This window comes from Gottfriedia sp. NPDC057991 (assembly GCF_042886615.1).
Lineage (GTDB): Bacteria > Bacillota > Bacilli > Bacillales > Bacillaceae_G > Gottfriedia.
Map to the genome: position 1 here is coordinate 97,866 of NZ_JBHVQN010000006.1, position 19,045 is coordinate 116,910.

Sequence of the window (19,045 nt, forward strand, 5' to 3'; positions counted from 1 at the left end):
CAAGGGGGATGAATTTAGTGACTGTCATTGAACGAAAAGAATATAGACCGTTAACAGAAGCAACTGCAATTACTTATATACAAAAACTTGGATATTTTAAAAATGAACTATGTGAATGTATCGAAATCGGGGATGGGAATTTAAATTTAGTATTTAAAGTTAATCCAGTAGGAAGCGAGAAGGGGTTAATTATAAAACAAGCTCTGCCATATGCAAAAGTTGTTGGTGAAAGCTGGCCACTTACATTAAAGCGAGCTACGATCGAGAGTAATGCGACAAAAATATACAATGAGTTAATCCCATTACATGCACCGAAAATTTTAGAGCATGATGAAGAACAAGCCGTAACTGTAATGGAGGATCTTTCTCACTTACAAATTTTACGAAAAGGTATCATTGAGAAAAAAAGCTATCCGTTTTTAGCTGAACATATCGGAGAATTCTTAGCAAAGTCATTATTTTTCACTTCAGACTTCGGAACATCACCAGCCAAGAAAAAAGAGTTAGAGTATTTTTTTAATAATCCCGACTTATGTGATATAACAGAAAATCTTGTTTATACAGATCCATTTTTTAACAGTGAAACAAATAGTTTTGAAGAAGAATTATCAGATGAAATTCAAGAACTATGGAATGATGCAGATCTACAAATTGAGGTTGCGAAACTAAAATTAGATTTCTTATCGAAAAAAGAAGCTTTATTACATGGTGATTTACATACGGGAAGCATTTTCGTATCTGAAACAGAAACAAAAATAATTGACCCGGAATTTGCTTTTGTAGGACCAATCGGTTTTGATTTAGGGCAAATTCAGGCAAATTTACTTTTTCAACTTTTCAGCCGTACTGAACGAAAAGACGAAATCATTGAACATATTTTAAACATTGAAAAAGTTTTTAATGAAACATTTATTCGACTATGGGAAGAGCATAGTGTTAGACCATTTAACCAAAAAGCTCTAATTAAAGAAAAACTAGAAGGATATTGGGTGGATGCAATTGGGGTTATTGGATGTGAATTAATCCGAAGAAGTATCGGTCTTGCTCACGTTGAAGATATAGATGCACTGGAACATAATCAAAAAATTGAAGCAAAGAAAAAAGTCTTAAAATTCGGAGTTTATTGTATAAAAAATAGATTTACTATTAGAAATATTGGAAATTTAATTAATGGATTGGAGTAATAATCGATGACTACATTACAGCAAATACCTGAATCATTACAATGGAACGGTGAAAGTTTAAAAATTTTAGACCAAACAAAATTACCAACTGAAATACACTATTTTGATGCAACGACATTATTAGATGTACGTGAAGCAATCGTAAAATTACAAGTAAGAGGAGCACCAGCTATTGGTTTAGCAGCTGCATATGGACTTTATTTAGGTGTTCGAGAACTTGAAACTGAACAAATTGATGAATTTCATCAACAAGCACGATTATTAGCAGATAAACTAATTAGTGCTAGACCAACTGCAGTAAATTTAGCATGGGCTGTTGAGAAACTAATTGGATCTAGTAAAGAAGCAGTGACTGTATCCGAAGCTAAATTAATTATAATGGAAGAAGCGATTAAATTACATTTAGCAGATGAGGCAACTTGCAAGGAAATCGGTGAAAATGCTTTAACATTATTACATGACGGTGCTGCAGTATTAACACATTGCAACGCAGGGAGTATTGCGACAAGTCGATATGGAACAGCTTTAGCGCCACTTCACTTAGCAAAAGAAAAAGGCTGGGAAATTTCAGCTTATGCAACAGAAACAAGACCAGTATTTCAAGGTGCAAGACTGACATCATGGGAATTAAACCAAAGTGGAATCCCAGTTACATTGTTAACGGATAATATGGTCGGCTACTTATTACAAAATAAAAAAGTTGATGCAGTAATAGTTGGAGCTGATCGCATTACTGCTAATGGGGACACTGCAAATAAAATTGGAACATTACAATTAGCGATTTTAGCTAACTTTTACCAAATCCCATTTTATGTAGCCGCTCCATTATCAACAATCGATTTATCAATCGAATCAGGCAGCGAAATTGTAATTGAACAACGCGATCGCACTGAAGTAACACATATCGGAAATGTTCAAATTGCCCCTGAAGGAATCGATGTACTAAACCCAGCGTTTGACGTGACACCGAATGAATTAATAACAGCGATTATTACAGAAAAAGGAATTGTTTCTAGCGATTATAAAGAAACGTTTAAAAGTTGGGAGCAAGAGTCATGAAAAAAATTATTGCAACACTATCAATCGCATCAGTATTATTAACAGCTTGTGCAAATGAACAAAATGCAGTTTCAACAAAAAATCTGAAAATGCTAGTACTGAAGTAAGGAAAGTATCCGCAAGTAGCAATGCTGAAATTCCTGAAGCAATAAAAAAGAAAACAAAAATTGCTTTAATTATGGAGTTTTCAATTGGAACTTTTTCTTCACAATATATCGATGGCGTGAAAAAACAAGTTGGGAAATTTGGCGGAGAAGTACAAGTATATAATGCTGATAATGATTTAGCAAAGATGGCCTCCAATTTAGATACAGCCGTCAATTCAAAGGTTGATGGAATTTTAATCGATCATGGACGAAAAGAAACATTAGAAAAAGGTGTGAAAAAAGCATTAGCTGCAGGCATTCCAGTTGTTTCTTTTGATAGTGATCTAAATATTCCTGGTGTTACAGTAATTGACCAAGATGACTATAGTTTAGCATGGAAAAGTTTAAAGAGTTTAGCAGAAGGATTAAACGGAAAAGGGAATATCGCAACAATTTGGGTAGGCGGTTTTACACCGATGGAACGCAGAAAAGTTATTCTTGATGCATTTTATAAACGTTACCCGAATATAAAAGAGGTTGCTAGATTCGGAAAAGCAAGTAGTAATACGATGCTTGATACACAAGCACAGGTAGAAGCATTATTAAAGAAATATCCTAAAGGTCAGCTTGATGCTATTTTTGCAACTTGGGATGAGTTTGCAAAGGGTGCTACAAAAGCAATTCAACAAGCTGGACGTAATGAAGTAAAAGTTTACGGAATTGATTTAAGTGATGAAGATCTTCAATTAATTCAAGAGAAAAATTCACCTTGGGTTACTTCAGCTGCAAGTGATCCGGGAGAGATTGGCGAAGTTCAATCTAGATTCCTATATCAAAAAATAGCTGGAGAAGAAACGCCAGATATTTATTCTTTAGAACCTAAATTAATAGAGAAAGATGAGCTTCCAAATACTTCAATTAAAGTTAGTGATCTAAGAAAATATAGTAAAAACTGGATACCTTCACAAGCTGCAACTTCACCATGGATGGAGAAATTAGATAAGGGGAACTAAAGATGACTATTCAACTAGAATCTGTATTTTTTAGTTATGGAGAATCAGAGGTACTGAAAGATATTAATTTTACAGTCAAATCTGGAAAAATAGACGGTTTGGCTGGTTTAAATGGTGCAGGTAAAAGTACGTTAATGAAGATTCTAGCTAATAGAATTCAGCCAACAAATGGTAAGTGTAAAGTAAGTGAAAAATCAACAATCGCATATGTCCCACAAGAAGTTGATGAGGGACTTGTGCAAGGATTAACAGTAATTGAAAATTTAACGATTGCATTGAATCGAGAAAATAAGAATTTCTTCTTCTCAAAAAAGAAAAGTGTTGAATTTGTTCAAAATCGACTTTCAAAATGGAATTTGAATCTACCATATTACAAACAAGTAAGTGATTGTTCAATTTATGAAAAACAATTTATTTTAATTGCAAAAGCACTACTAAATGATGCATCCTACTTCCTATTTGATGAGCCTACTTCTTCCCTAGGAAATACTGAAAAAGAGCAATTTTTCTCATTCTTACATGATTTGAAAAGAATGGGGAAAGGTATTGTCGTCATTTTACACTCAATTGGTGAACTTGTTAAATTTACAGATGAATTAACGGTATTAAGAAGTGGAGAAATCGTGTATCAAGGTAGCTCATCGACATTAACTGTGGAAGAAATAATCGGACAAATGTCTTTCGGTAAATTTTCATTTAAAAAAACCATAAAAGAGGCTAATGAACCAGCTTTTCAGTTTCGTAATATCCGATTAAGTGAAACGAAACCTTCTATTAATATAGAAATAAATAAAAATGAAGTAATTGCCATTTATGGTGCAAATGGAAATAAGAAAACGAGTTTAGCAAAAACAATATGGGGCAATCGAAGCCAATATGAATTAATAATAGGAAGAAACTCATTTTTGATCAAGTCTCCTCAGCATGCATATAAACAAGGAATTGCATTTGTACCAGAGGATCGAAGAAAAGAAGGTTTATTTCTAAATCACTCGATTAGAGAGAATATCTCGTTCAACAAAAGAGGTTGGATAAATAAAAATCTCGAAATTAAGAGTTCTCAATCCTTAATCAATACTTTAAGTATTTATCCAAAGGACACTGAAAAAGAAATTTTACACCTTAGTGGAGGAAATCAGCAAAAAGTAAGTATAGCAAAATGGATCTCACCGAATTTGAAGTGTCTTATTTTAGATGAACCACTAAAAGGTGTTGATATTTATGCTAAACTACATATTTTCCAATACATAGATGAATTTTGTTCTAACGGTGGTTGTGTTATTTATTTCACGAATGATATTGAAGAAGCTAATGTGATAGGTGACAAAATTTATACAATTATTCAAGGTGAGTTATTGGAGGGGATACAATGACGCAATGGGCACAAACACAAGGTAGAAGATTATTTTTGGATTTTGGAGCGGTACTGCTACTTCTAGTCGTTATTGCATTTTTTTCAATGACATCGAATTCCTTCTTATCTTATAGTAATATTTCTGATATTTTAAGATCGATTTCAATCGTAACATTACTGGCGATTGGAGTTACGTTTAGTTTAATCATTGATGGTTTAGACTTATCAGTTGGATCAACCGCGAGTTTAAGTACGGTTACAGCAGCTTATTGTTTAATTGTTTTTAGACAAGAGCTATTAATTACACTATTAATTCCAATTGTTTTTGGTTTAATAGTTGGATTATTAAACGGTCTGTTTATAACGAAAGGGAAATTACCGGACTTATTAGTTACTCTTGCTATGATGTTTGTTGTAAATGGTTTACATTTAACCTTAACAAAGGGTTCCTCGATCTATGAAGGAATGACAATTAATAATGAAGCAACTACAGGTCATTTTATTCCTTCGTTTTTATATCTTGGGCAAGGGTCATTTTTTAATATCCCAGTTGCAGTCATAATAATGATAATTTGTATTTTAATTACACACTTATTTTTAGAAAAGACTACTTGGGGAAGAGTATTCTTCTTTATTGGAGGAAATAAAACTGCTGCATACTTATCAGCAATACCCGTAAACAAGTATCGTGTTTATGCTTATATTATTAGTGGGCTTTTTGCATCACTTGGTGGGATTTTACTTGCTAGTCGAGTTGGTACAGGGCAAGTTTCAGCAGGTACACCATTATTAATGGATAGTATTACAGCGGCATATATAGGAATCGCTATGTTTGGAAAAGGGAAACCAAATATAATCGGAACATTTTTAGGTGCGTGCTTAATGGGGATCCTTTTAAACGGATTCACGATGTTGAACGTACCATACTATGCGCAAGATATTATTAAAGGTATTTTATTATTAATTGCAATTTTGTTAGCAAAAAAAATTAAGAATTAGCATTCATACTGACCCAATTCGGATTAGCGATGATTGATAAATTGTCAATTCGAAGGACTAGTCAAATAGCCTAATATTTGAATACAAACTGTAATAATCTCCAAACTAATGGAGATTATTTTTTTTTAATAAAATAGTAGAATTTTAACTAATATTGCATAGAATAAAAAACAAATATTTTCATGTTAGATTTTCTAACATCGTATTGACAGATTATCTAACATGAAATAAAATACTTATAGATGAACGAAAGGAGCATTGCTATGAATGATCAAGTAAGACGCTCAACGCCACTTTTCCCAATCGGAATAGTCATTTCGTTAACTGAATTATCCGCAAGACAAATTCGATATTATGAAGAGCATGATTTAATTCGTCCAGCTCGTTCTGAAGGTAATCGTAGATTATTTTCTTTCAATGATGTCGATCGATTATTAGAGATAAAAACTTTTATAGAACAAGGCTTAAATTTAGCAGGAATTAAAGAAGTACTCAATTTAAAATCGTCAGAAAAATCCAAAGAAACAGTGGTTCAACAAGTCATTGTTGAAAAATCAATATCAGATGAACAGCTTCGAAAAATGCTTCGTCAAGAGTTATATCAAAATGGTAAATTAGGTAGAACTTCTTTACGACAAGGAGATATGTCTCGATTCTTTCATTAAGTTATTGATTAAGTCCGGATTATTCTAGCTTTTATATTTATATGGGGGGAAATATAAATGAAAAAGGAAACGATTTTAAATAGTGTTGAAGAACACAGTCTTGAGTTTGTACAGTTATTTTTTACAGATGTAGAAGGGGTATTCAAACATTTAGAACTACCAATCACACAAATTGAAAAAATACTTAATAATGAAACTATGTTTGATGGCTCTAGTATTAACGGATTCACAAAAATTGAAGCAAGTGATATGATGCTTTTCCCAGATTTGAATACTTGGAAAGTCGACACTAACGAAAAAGTTGGACTCTTCATTTGCGATGTTTATTATCCGAATGGTACACCTTTTGAAGGTGACCCAAGAAATGTGCTTAAACGAGCAATTGACAAAGCGACTGACAAGGGATTTACTTCTTTTAATGTAGGACCTGAACCTGAATTCTTCCTATTTACTAAGGAAGGAAATCAGTTAGTTCCAAATGATAATGGTGGATATTTTGATGTAGCCCCCCTAGATAAAACAGTTACAATACGACGTGATATTACCAAAGCCCTTCAGGCGTTAGGTTTAGAAGTTGAAGCTTTACATCACGAAGTTGCAATCGGTCAACATGAGATTGATTGGAAATACGCACCAGGATTACAAACAGCTGATAATATTCAATTATTTAAAAATACAGTTAAAACAATTGCTGAAAAAAATGGTTTAGTTGCTACATTCATGCCAAAACCAATTTTTGGAGAAAATGGCTCAGGTATGCATTGTCATATGAGTCTAGGAAATGATAATGGTAATGCCTTTTATGATCAGCATGATTCAATTGGATTATCTGAAACAGCGCGACAATTTATTGCAGGTGTATTAACACATGCTCGTGCAAATGCTTCAGTTACAAATCCAACAGTTAATTCTTATAAACGTTTAGTTCCAGGCTATGAAGCACCAGTTTATGTAGCTTGGTCACAAAGTAATCGTACATGTACAATTCGTATACCAGCTGCAAGAGGTGCAGGTACTAGAATCGAAGTACGAAATCCAGACCCATCTGCAAATCCTTATTTAGCTTTAGCTGTTTTATTATCAGCAGGCTTGGATGGTATTGAAAGAAAATTAACACCTCCAGTCGAACGTAGTGAAAACCTGTACTTGATGGATGATGTAACTAGAAAAGCAGAAGGCATTGAAACATTGCCTGGAAGCTTACTTGAAGCAGTTACAGAACTTGAAAACAGTGAATTCCTGCAGCAAGTTTTAGGGAAACACGTATTTTATTCATTCCTTCAAAACAAAAAAGAAGAATGGGATGCATATCGATTACGTGTATCAGAATGGGAAAAAGAAACATATTTAAACTGCTAATCACTAAACTTAAAATAAAAAAAATAGAAAAGTGGAAGTAGTATATCTCTACTTTTCTATTTTAAAGTGTGTTAGACTAATTTTGTTTGTTGCATACGAAAGGGGAACTTTTATAATGGCTAAGTTTACAAAAGAAGATATTTTCCGTATTTCAAAAGAACAAAACGTAAAGTACATACGTCTACAATTTACGGATTTACTAGGGATTATCAAAAACGTTGAAATTCCAGTAAGTCAGCTTGAAAAAGCTTTAGACAATAAAATGATGTTTGACGGTTCTTCAATCGAAGGATTCGTTCGTATCGAAGAATCAGATATGTATTTATTCCCTGATTTAGACACTTGGGTAGTATTCCCTTGGACTGCTGAAAAAGGAAAAGTAGCTCGTTTAATCTGTGATATTTACAATGCAGATGGCACTCCATTTGAAGGAGATCCTCGTAATAACTTAAAACGTATGTTAAAAGAAATGGAAGCTTTAGGCTTCACAGATTTCAACTTAGGGCCTGAGCCAGAATTCTTCTTATTTAAATTAGATGAAAAAGGTGAACCAACTCTTGAGTTAAATGATAAAGGCGGATACTTCGACTTAGCACCAACTGATTTAGGTGAAAACTGCCGTCGTGATATCGTTCTTGAACTTGAAGAAATGGGCTTTGAAATCGAAGCATCTCACCACGAAGTAGCTCCAGGACAACATGAAATTGATTTCAAATATGCTGGTGCAATCAAAGCTTGTGATGACATTCAAACATTTAAATTAGTTGTAAAAACAATCGCTCGTAAACACGGTTTACACGCTACATTTATGCCAAAACCATTATTTGGTGTAAACGGTTCAGGTATGCACTGTAACTTATCATTATTTACAAATGGTAAAAACGCATTCTACGATGAGACTGGTGAATTAGGTTTAAGTGAAACTGCACGTCACTTCATTGCAGGGATCTTAAAACATGCTCCAAACTTTACAGCTGTTACAAACCCAACTGTAAACTCATACAAACGTTTAGTACCAGGCTATGAAGCTCCATGTTACGTTGCTTGGTCTGCAAGAAACCGTAGTCCACTAATTCGTATTCCTGCATCTCGTGGCTTAAGCACACGTGTTGAAGTACGTTCAGTTGACCCAGCTGCAAACCCATACTTAGCATTATCAGTATTATTAGCAGCAGGTTTAGACGGAATCAAAAATAAATTAGAAGCTCCAGCTCCAGTAGACCGTAACATCTACGTTATGTCTAAAGAAGAGCGCGAAGAAGTTGGAATCATCGATTTACCAGCAACTTTAGCAGCTGCACTTGATCTATTAAAAACTGACGAAGTAATCGTTGGTGCTCTAGGATCACACTTATTCGAACACTTTGTAGAAGCAAAAGAAATCGAATGGGATATCTTCCGTACTCAAGTTCACCCTTGGGAAAGAGATCAATACATGTCAGTATATTAATCAAATCAACCCTTGACGCTATTGGCGTTGAGGGTTTTTTATTTATGGGCAGTTTGTTTGTTTCAAATTAATAATTTTTATTGCCCATAAATTGCCCATAAAATATTTTTTACTATTTAAGGACATCTTCCATATTTTACTTGAATTTACTCTTTGAAGTTAGTATCAAGTTTTTTACATCATCCTTAAAATTTTTACCAGTATCAAAATTTTATTTTTCTGGGTATCTAGATTATTAAAAGCATAGTTTAAGTTATTGTTATGAACAGTGGAAGTATATGAAATTCATTGAAAATAAAAAAAGCACCTCAATTTTAGAGAAATTGCGGTGCTTTTATTGTTGGATTTGTTTTTTATTGACTAAATTGAATTATAATGTTCACAATTATTTCGTAAATAATTAACTTTTAAGTATATATACATATGATAAAATATTAGAAAATATTAAGAGATTTTTTAATATGTAGGATTTGGAAGATAGAACAAAATGAAAATAATTATAAGGTGAACACAATAAGACTTGGGACGTGGAATGAATTAAAGAAGTGAGCCTACTCGATATCTAATGCGAATGATCTTTTAAACTAAATTAAATTATGATATTTGGACTAGTATAATTAAAGTGCTGAGATAAAACCAAATTTTAGATGTGATTGTGGACATAATAATCATTGAACTGTATGACTGGTAAAAATGTTATTGCAAGCTCTGGAGTAGTAGTAACAAAAGATGTTCAAGTAAGTATGAGTGGTCGTAATATTCAAAGGACTATTAAAGCAATTTACATATGATACTACGATAAAAGAAAGTAATAGAAAGAAGTGAACAATTTGATTTTAGTCACAGGTGGAAAAGGTACTGTTGGTAAAGAAGTTGTAAGAGAACTGCAAAAGGTAAATGCTAATTTTAAAATATCCACAAGTAAAAAAAATACTAGTGATGTTTATTTAAACTTTGAAGATTTCGAATCGATTAGACCTGCTTTTCAAGGAATTACAAAGCTTTTTTTATTACGTCCTCCACATCTTGCGGATAAGAAATATTTTGAACCAGTTATTGAAATTGCAAAAGAAGTAGGAATTGAACAAATTGTATTTTTGTCTTTATTAGGTGCTGATAAAAATAAGGTAGTTCCACATTCCAAGATTGAGGAATTAATTATCAATTCAGGGATACCATATACATTTTTACGACCAAGTTTTTTCATGCAGAATTTATTAACTCAACATGGTAAAGAACTGATAAAGGAAAATATTATTTTTGTACCAGCGGGTAAAGGGAAAACGAGTTTTATCGATACAAGAGATATCGGAGTAGTGGCCGCAAAAGCACTAACCGAAAATGGACATAGGTTCAAATCTTATTCATTAACTGGAAATGAAGCTATTAGCTATTTTGAGGTAGCTGAGATCTTATCAAAACACCTACAAAAAGACATAACATATACAAATCCAAGTATTTTAACATTTTGGAGAAAAATGAGAAAAAAAGGGGTAGCTCGCGACTTTATTATAGTTATGATAGGTATATACACAACCGCAAAATTAGGATTTGCAAAAAAAATAACAACAGATTTAGAGGATTTATTAGGGAGAGAACCAATTAAGTTTGAACAATTTGTCATTGACTATTCAAACTCGCTTAGGTGATTGAGGGGTATTCAAACTAGTACATTTTTTTAATTTGTTAGAAGTTAAAAATAAAGTCGAAATATTAAATCTACCAGTTTTATTTATACTTAATCTAGTAATTTCTCTATATTGCTTGTATAGTGGTAACTCTCAAATTTACCTTTTCCTGTTATTGTGTAAAAAATGTCTTGAGACTTAAGATGAATCAATACAAAAAGAAAAATATCCTTCCACAATAAAAAGCTCTGTTCGAGGACAGAATTTTTATTGTATTATGACAATGCCAATTATGTAGTTCAAAATTTAACTTATAATTTGAAACTACTTAACTGAAGAACTCTCTTTATGCATGATATGTATTTATTCCAACGACGAGATCAGTAGTAAAAAGTTACTGATAAAGCGTGGGGGAATGTAGGAGACCAAGTTGTAGTAGTTGGGTAAATGGGGGATTCCCATAGAGATATTTAATTTAATAAAGAAAATAATAAAATGACCTTTAAAATCATGTTGTTTTTATGGTTTTTTTGAATCCTAATTTTATCATTTTTTGTACTTACTTAGGTATATATAGTCTTGATTAATTGAATAATATGATCATAAAACAATTCAATCTATTTAAAGAGTAAAATAGAAGTTTGCTTGTGCAGAATAATTGTTAGCATAGGGAGAATTTGATGAACACTATACCTAGAATTAAGTATTCAAATTGGAGATATGTTAGATTGTGTCTGCAATTAATTGTAAGTTTTATACCAATTATAATCTTAGTTAGTTCTTTAGAAACTTTACTTTATGAATATAGAATGGTCGGCATTATTCTATCATCTATCATTGTGATATTTTCAGTAACCGCATTTTTTAACAAAAGTGAAGAATTTCTAAAGTTAACTCGAATTCTAGTTGATTCATATAAAAACGAAGTTAACTCATAATTTAAATGCAAACTTCTTTCATCTAAGTTAGCAGTACCAACTGAAGTAATTTCATTATCAATTAAAATAACCTTTGGGTGAAGGAAATTGTTTTTATATGTGTAAATTTTCACGCCACTTTCTAATAGAGGAGCGAAATATGACTTAGACGCTGAATCACTCAAAATACTATCACTTTTTCCCGGATAAATGATCCGTACGTCTAATCCAGACATTGCTTTAAGTTTTAAAATCGTGAAAATTTCTTGGTCTGTAACGAAATATGGAGTGGCAATCCAGATACTGTTTTCAGCGATTGTAAGCAGAGTATGAAAAGCATTCCTCATGGCTGTTTCCTTCGTATCAGGTCTACTTCCGAAAATTTGAATAGCGCCTTTTACCTTATTACTTTCATCTTGAAGAAATTGATCATAACTTTTTTCATGATTATAATTTAATCTGTTAATTTGAATTTTTTCACTTGAATGATCAGATGTAGAATAATGCCAGTCTTGCAAAAATATGTTTTGAAGCTCTTCAACGGCACTTCCTTCTATGAATAAATGAGTATCTCTCCAAAATCCAATTTTTGATCTACCTAAATATTCATCACCTACATTTAGACCTCCTGTGAAACCTTTAATCCCATCTACCACAACAATTTTCCTATGGTTTCGATAATTTATTGTACCGATTGACCAAGTAGAAATAGGATCAAATATTGATACTTTAACACCAGCAGACCTTAAATTTTTTAACAATTTCTTCTTTAAACTTTTACTTCCTAAGCCATCGACTAATAAGCGAACTACAACACCTTCATTAACTTTCATTCTTAAAATGTCAAGTAATTAGCTACCAATTGTATCTGCTCGAAAGATGTAGTATTGAATATAAATGTAGTTTTTTGCATCTAGGAGAGCTTCTTTGAGTTTTGAAAACATTTCGTCACCATTAATTAATAATGTAGCACTTGAATTTCTGTTAATTGAAACCCCTGTAAACTTTTCTATAATGGTACTTAATTTTTGCGATTTTATTGAGAGAGTATTCCATTTAATATCATTCTTTTCACTCAAAATTTGAGGTGTTTTAAACTTTGAATGAAGGATTAAATTTTTTCGCCTCATCTTTAATCGTCCAAATAGAACGTATAATATAACGCCGAAAGTAGGTGCTATGGGGAGTAATAATAACCAGGAAATAGTACTTTGAGGATTCCGATTTTCTAAAAATAATTTACATGAAATTCCAATTACACTTATGATGATCATCCAATGCATTGTTTGATAGAATCCTTGTGACTGACTCATTAAAAGTTCCCAAAAAATCAGTAAGAATAAAGCAAATAAGGTCTTTGGATATTTGTGCTAATAATAAAACACCTACAATCTTCTTATTACTAAATGTACCAATTTTAATTTTTCCAATCTTAAATTTGATATACATAATCAAAACACACAAAAAAATTTTTAAAGTTCTTTATGATTTCTTAAGAATTACTAATAAAAACGTAGTGGAAAATTTAATAAGTATAGTCGAAAATATGAATGCTTAATTATTAAACTATGAAATGAGGAAAGAAAGTGAAATATCGTGTAATCACTTTATTGACTAGTTGGAGTATTCTTTTAGTTGGTATGTATGAATTTGGGATAATACCATTTTCTAAGAATGAATTAATTCAATTTATAACACATAGACAGGACTATGCTCTTTTATTATACTTTGTTATTTTTTCATTAAGATTTGTATTAATGATACCAAGTTCATTATTTTTACTGACTGGGATTTTTCTTTTTAATCCGTGGATTGTCTTATTATTTTCACTGGGATCTATGTTCATAACTGAAAGTATCATTTTCATCATTGGTAAAAAAATAAATAAGTCACTATGGTATAAAAACTTCCTAAACAAACATCCCAAAATAGGACAAAGAATAAAGAAAAACCAATATTGGATGCTCTTCGTTTTAGGTGCAGTTCCAACATGCCCAACTGATACTGCCTGTTTAATTTCATCTGCATCGGGAATGGGGTATAGACCATACATTATGATCGTTTTGCTAAGTAACACTTTTTATGCTTTATGGTATGTATTATTGGGAACATATGTCCACTTATAATCATTAATTTTGAACTTATACCTCTTTAAAATTCTTAAGAAATTTAGTGACTTTTTCTTCAGATATTTATTTTATTATGATTTCAGCATAATAAGTTAAATATTTGGAGGTTAAAATTATGAAAAAGTTATTATTTCTATTTCAATATTTATTAAGACCTAGAACTGTTGGCGCATTAATGCCAAGTTCATCGTTTTTGGCTGAAAAAATGATAGATGATATTAATTTTAAGACAGCTAATACAATTATTGAATACGGTCCAGGTACAGGAGTTTTTACTGAAAAATTACTTGAGCTTAAAATGCCAACTACAAAAATTATTTTAGTAGAAAAAAATTATGAGTTTTATAACCATTTAATTAGAAAGTTTGGAGATAATCATAATGTAACGATTATTAATGATAGTGCGGAAAGTATTTTGAAGTATTTAGAAGAGTTTGGAATAGACAATGTCGACTATGTCATTTCTGGTCTGCCATTTACTAGTTTACCCTTAAATGTATCAAAAACTATTTTATTAAACACCAAAAAGATACTTGCAGATCAAGGAAGATTTGTTACATTCCAATATACTCAAAGAAAAATGAAATTTATTAATAGCTACTTTAAAAATATAAATATTAAAAGGGAATATAGAAATTTGCCACCAGCATATGTATTAAGTTGCAATAATTAGCTTAGAGAGCTGTTTAGAAAGGAGTAGCGAAACTTGATAAGTAAAATATTAGTTGTAGATGATGATGAAAAAATAAAAAAATTAATTTCAATTTATCTCGAAAATGAAGGGTTTTCGACTACTTTAGCAGACGATGCAGAGGAAGCTCTTGAACTTTTAAAAGTTGAAGATTTTGATTTGATTATATTAGATATTATGCTGCCAAAAATTGATGGAATAGAAGCATGCATAATGATTCGAGAGGAAAAGACACTACCGATTATTATGCTTTCTGCAAAATCTGAAGATCTAGACAAAATACAAGGATTAAGCTCAGGTGCAGATGATTATCTTACTAAACCATTTAATCCACTTGAGTTGATCGCTAGAGTAAAATCTCAGCTAAGAAGATATAAAAAATATAACAATATACAAAAGTTTGATGAAGTAGTATTAGATTTTGGTGACTTGCAATTAAATACAGAGACAAGGCAAGTTTGGATACGAAAGAACGAAAAGAGACTAACACCAAAAGAGTTTGAGATTTTAGAATTACTAGTACGCAATAAAGGAATCGTACTAAGTGTTAGTAAGATTTATGAAGCAATTTGGAAAGAAGACTTTTTAAAATCAGATAATACCGTAATGGTGCATATAACAAATATTAGAGAAAAAATTGAAGAAGATCCTAAACATCCCATTTATATTAAAACGGTTTGGGGAATTGGATATAAAGTATGAAGAATTTAATTCATAATTGGCAACGAATTAGTGTTAAGTTACTAGTAGCAATCACAATTAGTTTCGGTGTTTCTTTAATAGTTACAATTATGATCTCACAAATTTTTATAGGGCCTTATTTTCTTACTCATCAAAATAATGTAAATACATTACAATATAATCTCATTATTATTCCAACTTTTGTGATTATCATATTAAGTTTCATTATTAGTTTTCTGTTACTAATTAGAAAAAAGATACTTTATTTAAAAAAAATTTCAAGTACTGTTCAAATAATTTCTCAAGGTAAACTTGGAGTTGTGATTGAGTTAAAAGGGCGAGACGAATTGACTCAGTTGAGTATGAATATTAATACAATGTCCAAGGAGTTAGAGCGGAAATTTAAAAATGAACGTCATATTGAAAAAGTTAAAAATGAATTGATAACTAGTGTTTCGCATGATCTAAGAACGCCGCTAACTTCTATATTAGGATATAGTAATTTGTTGAAGAATAGAGAATACAAGAATGAAAATGAATTAAACGAATACTTGAATACGATCTATACAAAATCGAATGAGCTAAAGAATTTAATTAATGAACTTTTTGAATTTACGAGGTTATCTAGTCCAGATATTATTCTATCAAGACAAGAGGTTGATTTAAGTCAGTTAGTTGAACAAATAATTGGTGAGAATATACCTATTTTTGAAAAAGAAGGATTAAAAATTACAAAGGAGTCGATAGAAGAGGATATTGAAATTAATATTGATGTCGAAAAAATGGTTAGAGTTTTTGATAACCTATTTATGAATGCAATGAAATATAGTGTTAAACCTTCAACTATAAAAGTAAGTCTAACTCAAAAATCCAATGAAATATTACTTTCGATCTCGAATCACGGAATTAATGTAAAACGAGAGAATCTTGAACGGTTTTTTGAAAAATTTTATCGTGAAGATTCATCAAGAAAAAGTGAAGGTAGTGCTGGATTAGGACTTGCTATATCTAAACGAATAGTTGAACTACATAAAGGAAGTATCTGGGTGGAACTAAAAGATGATTGGATAACTTTTTTTGTGAAGCTAAATAAAAAAGTATTATAACTTTTGAGAAGGTGGTCCCAAGTTCTATCCAGAAGGCCAAAAAATTAATTCATTTCTTTTTGTTACTCTAAAGTTAGTAACTTACATTAAATACAACATTACTAACAGTATATTTACTATTTCTATAGTATCCTTTTGTGTTTGAGTCTTTTATAAACTTTAATGTAAATTTGGGACTTAATTCATAACTATCACCATACAAATAAGAAACATTTGAATATACCAGTCTTGTAATTGTCGTAGTTGTTTTATACGCTGAAAATATATCCGAAGAATCTCGAATCGTTGTATAGTATGGTGTTGTAATTAATGTTTTAGATGATGTAATTGATTTCGAGCTCGAATTATAAGTATCACCGGTTGTTAAAAAATTTCTTAAAATATAATTTAGTTGATAACGATAAAACAAAAGAAGTACATAGTTATAGTTTTTAATGATGATAAGGGATTTGAACTGAAATTTAGAAAAACAGCTGAAACGAATAGGTACTGGACGTATAAGAATGGTCAAAAAGATGAATATAGTCTTGTAAAAGTTTCGTTAGATGTTAAACCTATAATGTAGTAATACAATAAGACATTATGGTCGCATTTTTAAGTTGAAAATAAAGTAGTTAAATCCTTAAAAGATTATTTAATAAAAAGTACTCTTTTTTGTTAGATGCGAAAAAAATTTAAACATTTTTATAAGTAAAGTATACAATTATTGGGGGGCGAAAGTGAGCTCAATTCTTATATTTATTTTCACGTTGATATTATTTGCATTGTCTGGATTATTATTTCCAATAGATCACTCCCCCAAGTAAATTATTTGGAATCGTGTGGGGAGTACTCTATATATTAATTGGACTGTCACTCGCTATTGTAGATTACAATGTTGGCCTAATAAATACATCTTTCACTTTTTTGCTTATCTGGTTAATAAATTATATAAGTAACCAGGCATTTAGTTATTTTCAATTTAAAATAAATAGATATGATTTAGCAGCCGTTGATTGTTTAATTGTAGCATTTACTTTACCCTATTCCATAGTAGATTCAGTACTATTGATTCCTTATACTATATGGATTATTTTTGCTACATTTTTAGCATTTTCTATTTACAGTCTAAATCATTAAAAATTTTTGTCTCATATAAAATGATTAAATCTTATATTCTTCTACTAATAAATCTTAAATAACCAATTAATTCTAAAGAATTATGAAGAAGGAAACAATTAACTAAGTGTGATGAATTTATTAGTTTTCTTCTAAGCAAGGTAGGGGAGGAAAACCTTCACCATGTTTTATCATACAAATTTACCCTCAGTAGCATCCCCATAATATAATTATATGCTTAGTTGGACTCTTCTTGAAACCTCTGCCTACGGGATGGATGTAAAGAGTGTAATCCCAATGAAATTGAATCATCTGAAATTTATAACAACATTAAATTTTGATTTTGTACTTGATTCATGTAGGACTAAGGTGTATATTAATTGACATATCAATGGTTGACCCGTCAATTATTGATAGGTCAATAATTAGTAACTGTTAATAAAATTTCATCAAATTTTTTTGGAGGTAGCGCGTGCCTAATACAAAAGAAACAAAAGTACTATCACTATTAAAAGAATTAAAAGTTCAAATTGAAACAACATTTGAAAAATGTATGGGTATTAGTCAATCACGATTAGAAATTTTGAATCAATTGTTTGAGTACGGTGAAATTAGTCAATCTCAGCTTCAAAAAACTTTAAAGATTGATAGTGCTGCAATTACTAGACATTTAAAACAACTTGAGTTAAATGGAAAGATCACTAGAAGAAAGTGTGAGACTGATAACAGAATAACCTTAGTTAGATTAACACAAATTGGACAAGATCAAATGTCTAGCTTATGGAAGGAAAAAGTAGAGTTTGTAGAGAACATGCTTATTGGCTTTTCAGAAGAAGAAATTGACTTAACCCTTGAATATTTAAACCGTATACAAATAAATATGAACCAAATTAATTCAGGTCGCGATAATCTAAATAATACTTAAAAGTTAGTAAAGAGGAGAATACAACAATGACTACGACAACATTAACTAATAATTTTAACGAAATTATAAAAGGAAGACGCTCAATCCGCAAATATGATCCAAATGTAAAAATCTCAGTGGAGGAAATGCATGAAATAATAGAAACAGCTACTTTAGCTCCTTCTTCAGTAAACATGCAACCGTGGAGATTCTTAGTAATTGAAAGTGATGAAGCAAAAGCTACATTAGCTCCATTAGCTCGATTCAATCAATCACAAGTTGAAACTTCTTCTGCGATGATTGCACTATTTGGGGACTTAAATAATTTTGACTATGCTGAAGAAATATATGGTCGTGCAGTTGAATTAGGTTATATGCCAAAAGATGTTAAAGAAAAGCAACTGGAAACACTTAGTGGTTTCTTTGCAAACAGTACTGCAGAGCAAATGAATGATACTGTTTTAATTGATGGTGGATTGGTAGCAATGCAATTTATGCTAACTGCTCGTGCTTATGGTTATGACACTTGTCCAATCGGTGGCTTCGAAAAAGAAAAAATTGCAGAAGCATTCGGTATGGATAAAGACCGATATGTTCCTGTTATGTTGATATCAATAGGTAAAGCTGTTGATGCAGGATATCAATCTGTGCGTTTACCAGTTGAACGTGTTGCAGAGTGGAAATAATAAATAAAAAATAATAAATAAAAAAAACACAATGAA

16 protein-coding genes and 3 pseudogenes are annotated in these 19,045 nt (G+C 31.1%); 16 read left to right on the top strand and 3 right to left on the bottom strand.

Annotated features, from left to right (window positions below; genetic code table 11):
* Positions 1 to 8 precede the first annotated feature (8 nt).
* The 9 genes and pseudogenes from mtnK to ACFVR2_RS19370 all read left to right on the top strand — a co-directional run bounded on the left by mtnK (position 9) and on the right by ACFVR2_RS19370 (position 10,818).
* Positions 9 to 1,184: an S-methyl-5-thioribose kinase gene (mtnK, locus tag ACFVR2_RS19330; protein ID WP_387365394.1), complete on the top strand. Its 1,176-nt coding sequence runs from the start codon at positions 9 to 11 to the stop codon at positions 1,182 to 1,184.
* 6 nt (positions 1,185 to 1,190) lie between these two features.
* On the top strand, positions 1,191 to 2,243 hold the full coding sequence (gene mtnA / locus ACFVR2_RS19335; RefSeq protein WP_387365397.1) for an S-methyl-5-thioribose-1-phosphate isomerase: 1,053 nt from the start codon (positions 1,191 to 1,193) through the stop codon (positions 2,241 to 2,243).
* Positions 2,240 to 3,342 (top strand): annotated as a pseudogene (locus ACFVR2_RS19340) (sugar ABC transporter substrate-binding protein). The gene mtnA and the pseudogene ACFVR2_RS19340 overlap by 4 nt, the downstream one beginning before the upstream one ends.
* Positions 3,343 to 3,344: 2 nt before the next feature.
* Positions 3,345 to 4,715, top strand: coding sequence for an ATP-binding cassette domain-containing protein (locus tag ACFVR2_RS19345; protein ID WP_387365400.1), 1,371 nt, complete (start codon positions 3,345 to 3,347; stop codon positions 4,713 to 4,715).
* Positions 4,712 to 5,695, top strand: a complete 984-nt coding sequence (locus tag ACFVR2_RS19350; RefSeq protein WP_387365403.1) for an ABC transporter permease — start codon at positions 4,712 to 4,714, stop codon at positions 5,693 to 5,695. The genes ACFVR2_RS19345 and ACFVR2_RS19350 overlap by 4 nt, the downstream gene beginning before the upstream one ends.
* A gap of 263 nt (positions 5,696 to 5,958) precedes the next feature.
* Positions 5,959 to 6,360 carry a MerR family transcriptional regulator gene (locus tag ACFVR2_RS19355; protein WP_387365406.1) on the top strand — a complete coding sequence of 134 codons (402 nt, stop codon included), beginning with the start codon at positions 5,959 to 5,961 and terminating at the stop codon, positions 6,358 to 6,360.
* Positions 6,361 to 6,417: 57 nt separating this feature from the next.
* On the top strand, positions 6,418 to 7,719 hold the full coding sequence (locus ACFVR2_RS19360; protein WP_387365409.1) for a glutamine synthetase family protein: 1,302 nt from the start codon (positions 6,418 to 6,420) through the stop codon (positions 7,717 to 7,719).
* 115 nt (positions 7,720 to 7,834) lie between these two features.
* Complete coding sequence (gene glnA, locus ACFVR2_RS19365; RefSeq protein ID WP_056470085.1) at positions 7,835 to 9,169, top strand: type I glutamate--ammonia ligase; 1,335 nt, start codon at positions 7,835 to 7,837, stop codon at positions 9,167 to 9,169.
* A gap of 830 nt (positions 9,170 to 9,999) precedes the next feature.
* Positions 10,000 to 10,818 carry an SDR family oxidoreductase gene (locus ACFVR2_RS19370; protein WP_387365412.1) on the top strand — a complete coding sequence of 273 codons (819 nt, stop codon included), beginning with the start codon at positions 10,000 to 10,002 and terminating at the stop codon, positions 10,816 to 10,818.
* Between the two features lie 775 nt (positions 10,819 to 11,593).
* Here the strand turns inward: ACFVR2_RS19370 and cls are convergent.
* The 3 genes and pseudogenes from cls to ACFVR2_RS19385 all read right to left on the bottom strand — a co-directional run.
* Positions 11,594 to 12,556, bottom strand: a complete 963-nt coding sequence (gene cls / locus ACFVR2_RS19375; RefSeq protein ID WP_387366184.1) for a cardiolipin synthase — start codon at positions 12,554 to 12,556, stop codon at positions 11,594 to 11,596.
* 9 nt (positions 12,557 to 12,565) lie between these two features.
* Positions 12,566 to 12,844: a hypothetical protein gene (locus ACFVR2_RS19380; RefSeq protein ID WP_387366205.1), complete on the bottom strand. Its 279-nt coding sequence runs from the start codon at positions 12,842 to 12,844 to the stop codon at positions 12,566 to 12,568.
* An 18-nt stretch (positions 12,845 to 12,862) separates the two neighbouring features.
* Positions 12,863 to 13,027, bottom strand: a pseudogene (locus ACFVR2_RS19385) (hypothetical protein); the annotation flags it as partial.
* A 273-nt stretch (positions 13,028 to 13,300) separates the two neighbouring features.
* Between ACFVR2_RS19385 and ACFVR2_RS19390 the strand changes: the two are divergent.
* The 7 genes and pseudogenes from ACFVR2_RS19390 to ACFVR2_RS19420 all read left to right on the top strand — a co-directional run bounded on the left by ACFVR2_RS19390 (position 13,301) and on the right by ACFVR2_RS19420 (position 19,009).
* Positions 13,301 to 13,840, top strand: a complete 540-nt coding sequence (locus tag ACFVR2_RS19390) for a VTT domain-containing protein (protein WP_387365415.1) — start codon at positions 13,301 to 13,303, stop codon at positions 13,838 to 13,840.
* Positions 13,841 to 13,958: 118 nt separating this feature from the next.
* The gene (locus ACFVR2_RS19395) at positions 13,959 to 14,516 is read left to right on the top strand and encodes a class I SAM-dependent methyltransferase (RefSeq protein WP_387365418.1); all 558 of its coding nucleotides are present in this window, start codon (positions 13,959 to 13,961) and stop codon (positions 14,514 to 14,516) included.
* Between the two features lie 33 nt (positions 14,517 to 14,549).
* Entirely contained in the window at positions 14,550 to 15,236 is a 687-nt protein-coding gene (locus tag ACFVR2_RS19400) for a response regulator transcription factor (RefSeq protein WP_387365421.1), read from the top strand.
* Positions 15,233 to 16,321, top strand: coding sequence for a HAMP domain-containing sensor histidine kinase (locus ACFVR2_RS19405; RefSeq protein ID WP_387365424.1), 1,089 nt, complete (start codon positions 15,233 to 15,235; stop codon positions 16,319 to 16,321). Before ACFVR2_RS19400 ends, ACFVR2_RS19405 begins: the two co-directional genes overlap by 4 nt.
* Positions 16,322 to 17,007: 686 nt before the next feature.
* Positions 17,008 to 17,440, top strand: a pseudogene (locus tag ACFVR2_RS19410) (TspO/MBR family protein).
* 451 nt (positions 17,441 to 17,891) lie between these two features.
* Positions 17,892 to 18,344 (top strand): MarR family winged helix-turn-helix transcriptional regulator, encoded by a 453-nt coding sequence (locus ACFVR2_RS19415; RefSeq protein ID WP_387365427.1) that lies wholly within the window; start codon positions 17,892 to 17,894, stop codon positions 18,342 to 18,344.
* Between the two features lie 26 nt (positions 18,345 to 18,370).
* Complete coding sequence (locus ACFVR2_RS19420; RefSeq protein ID WP_387365430.1) at positions 18,371 to 19,009, top strand: nitroreductase family protein; 639 nt, start codon at positions 18,371 to 18,373, stop codon at positions 19,007 to 19,009.
* Positions 19,010 to 19,045: the final 36 nt, after the last annotated feature.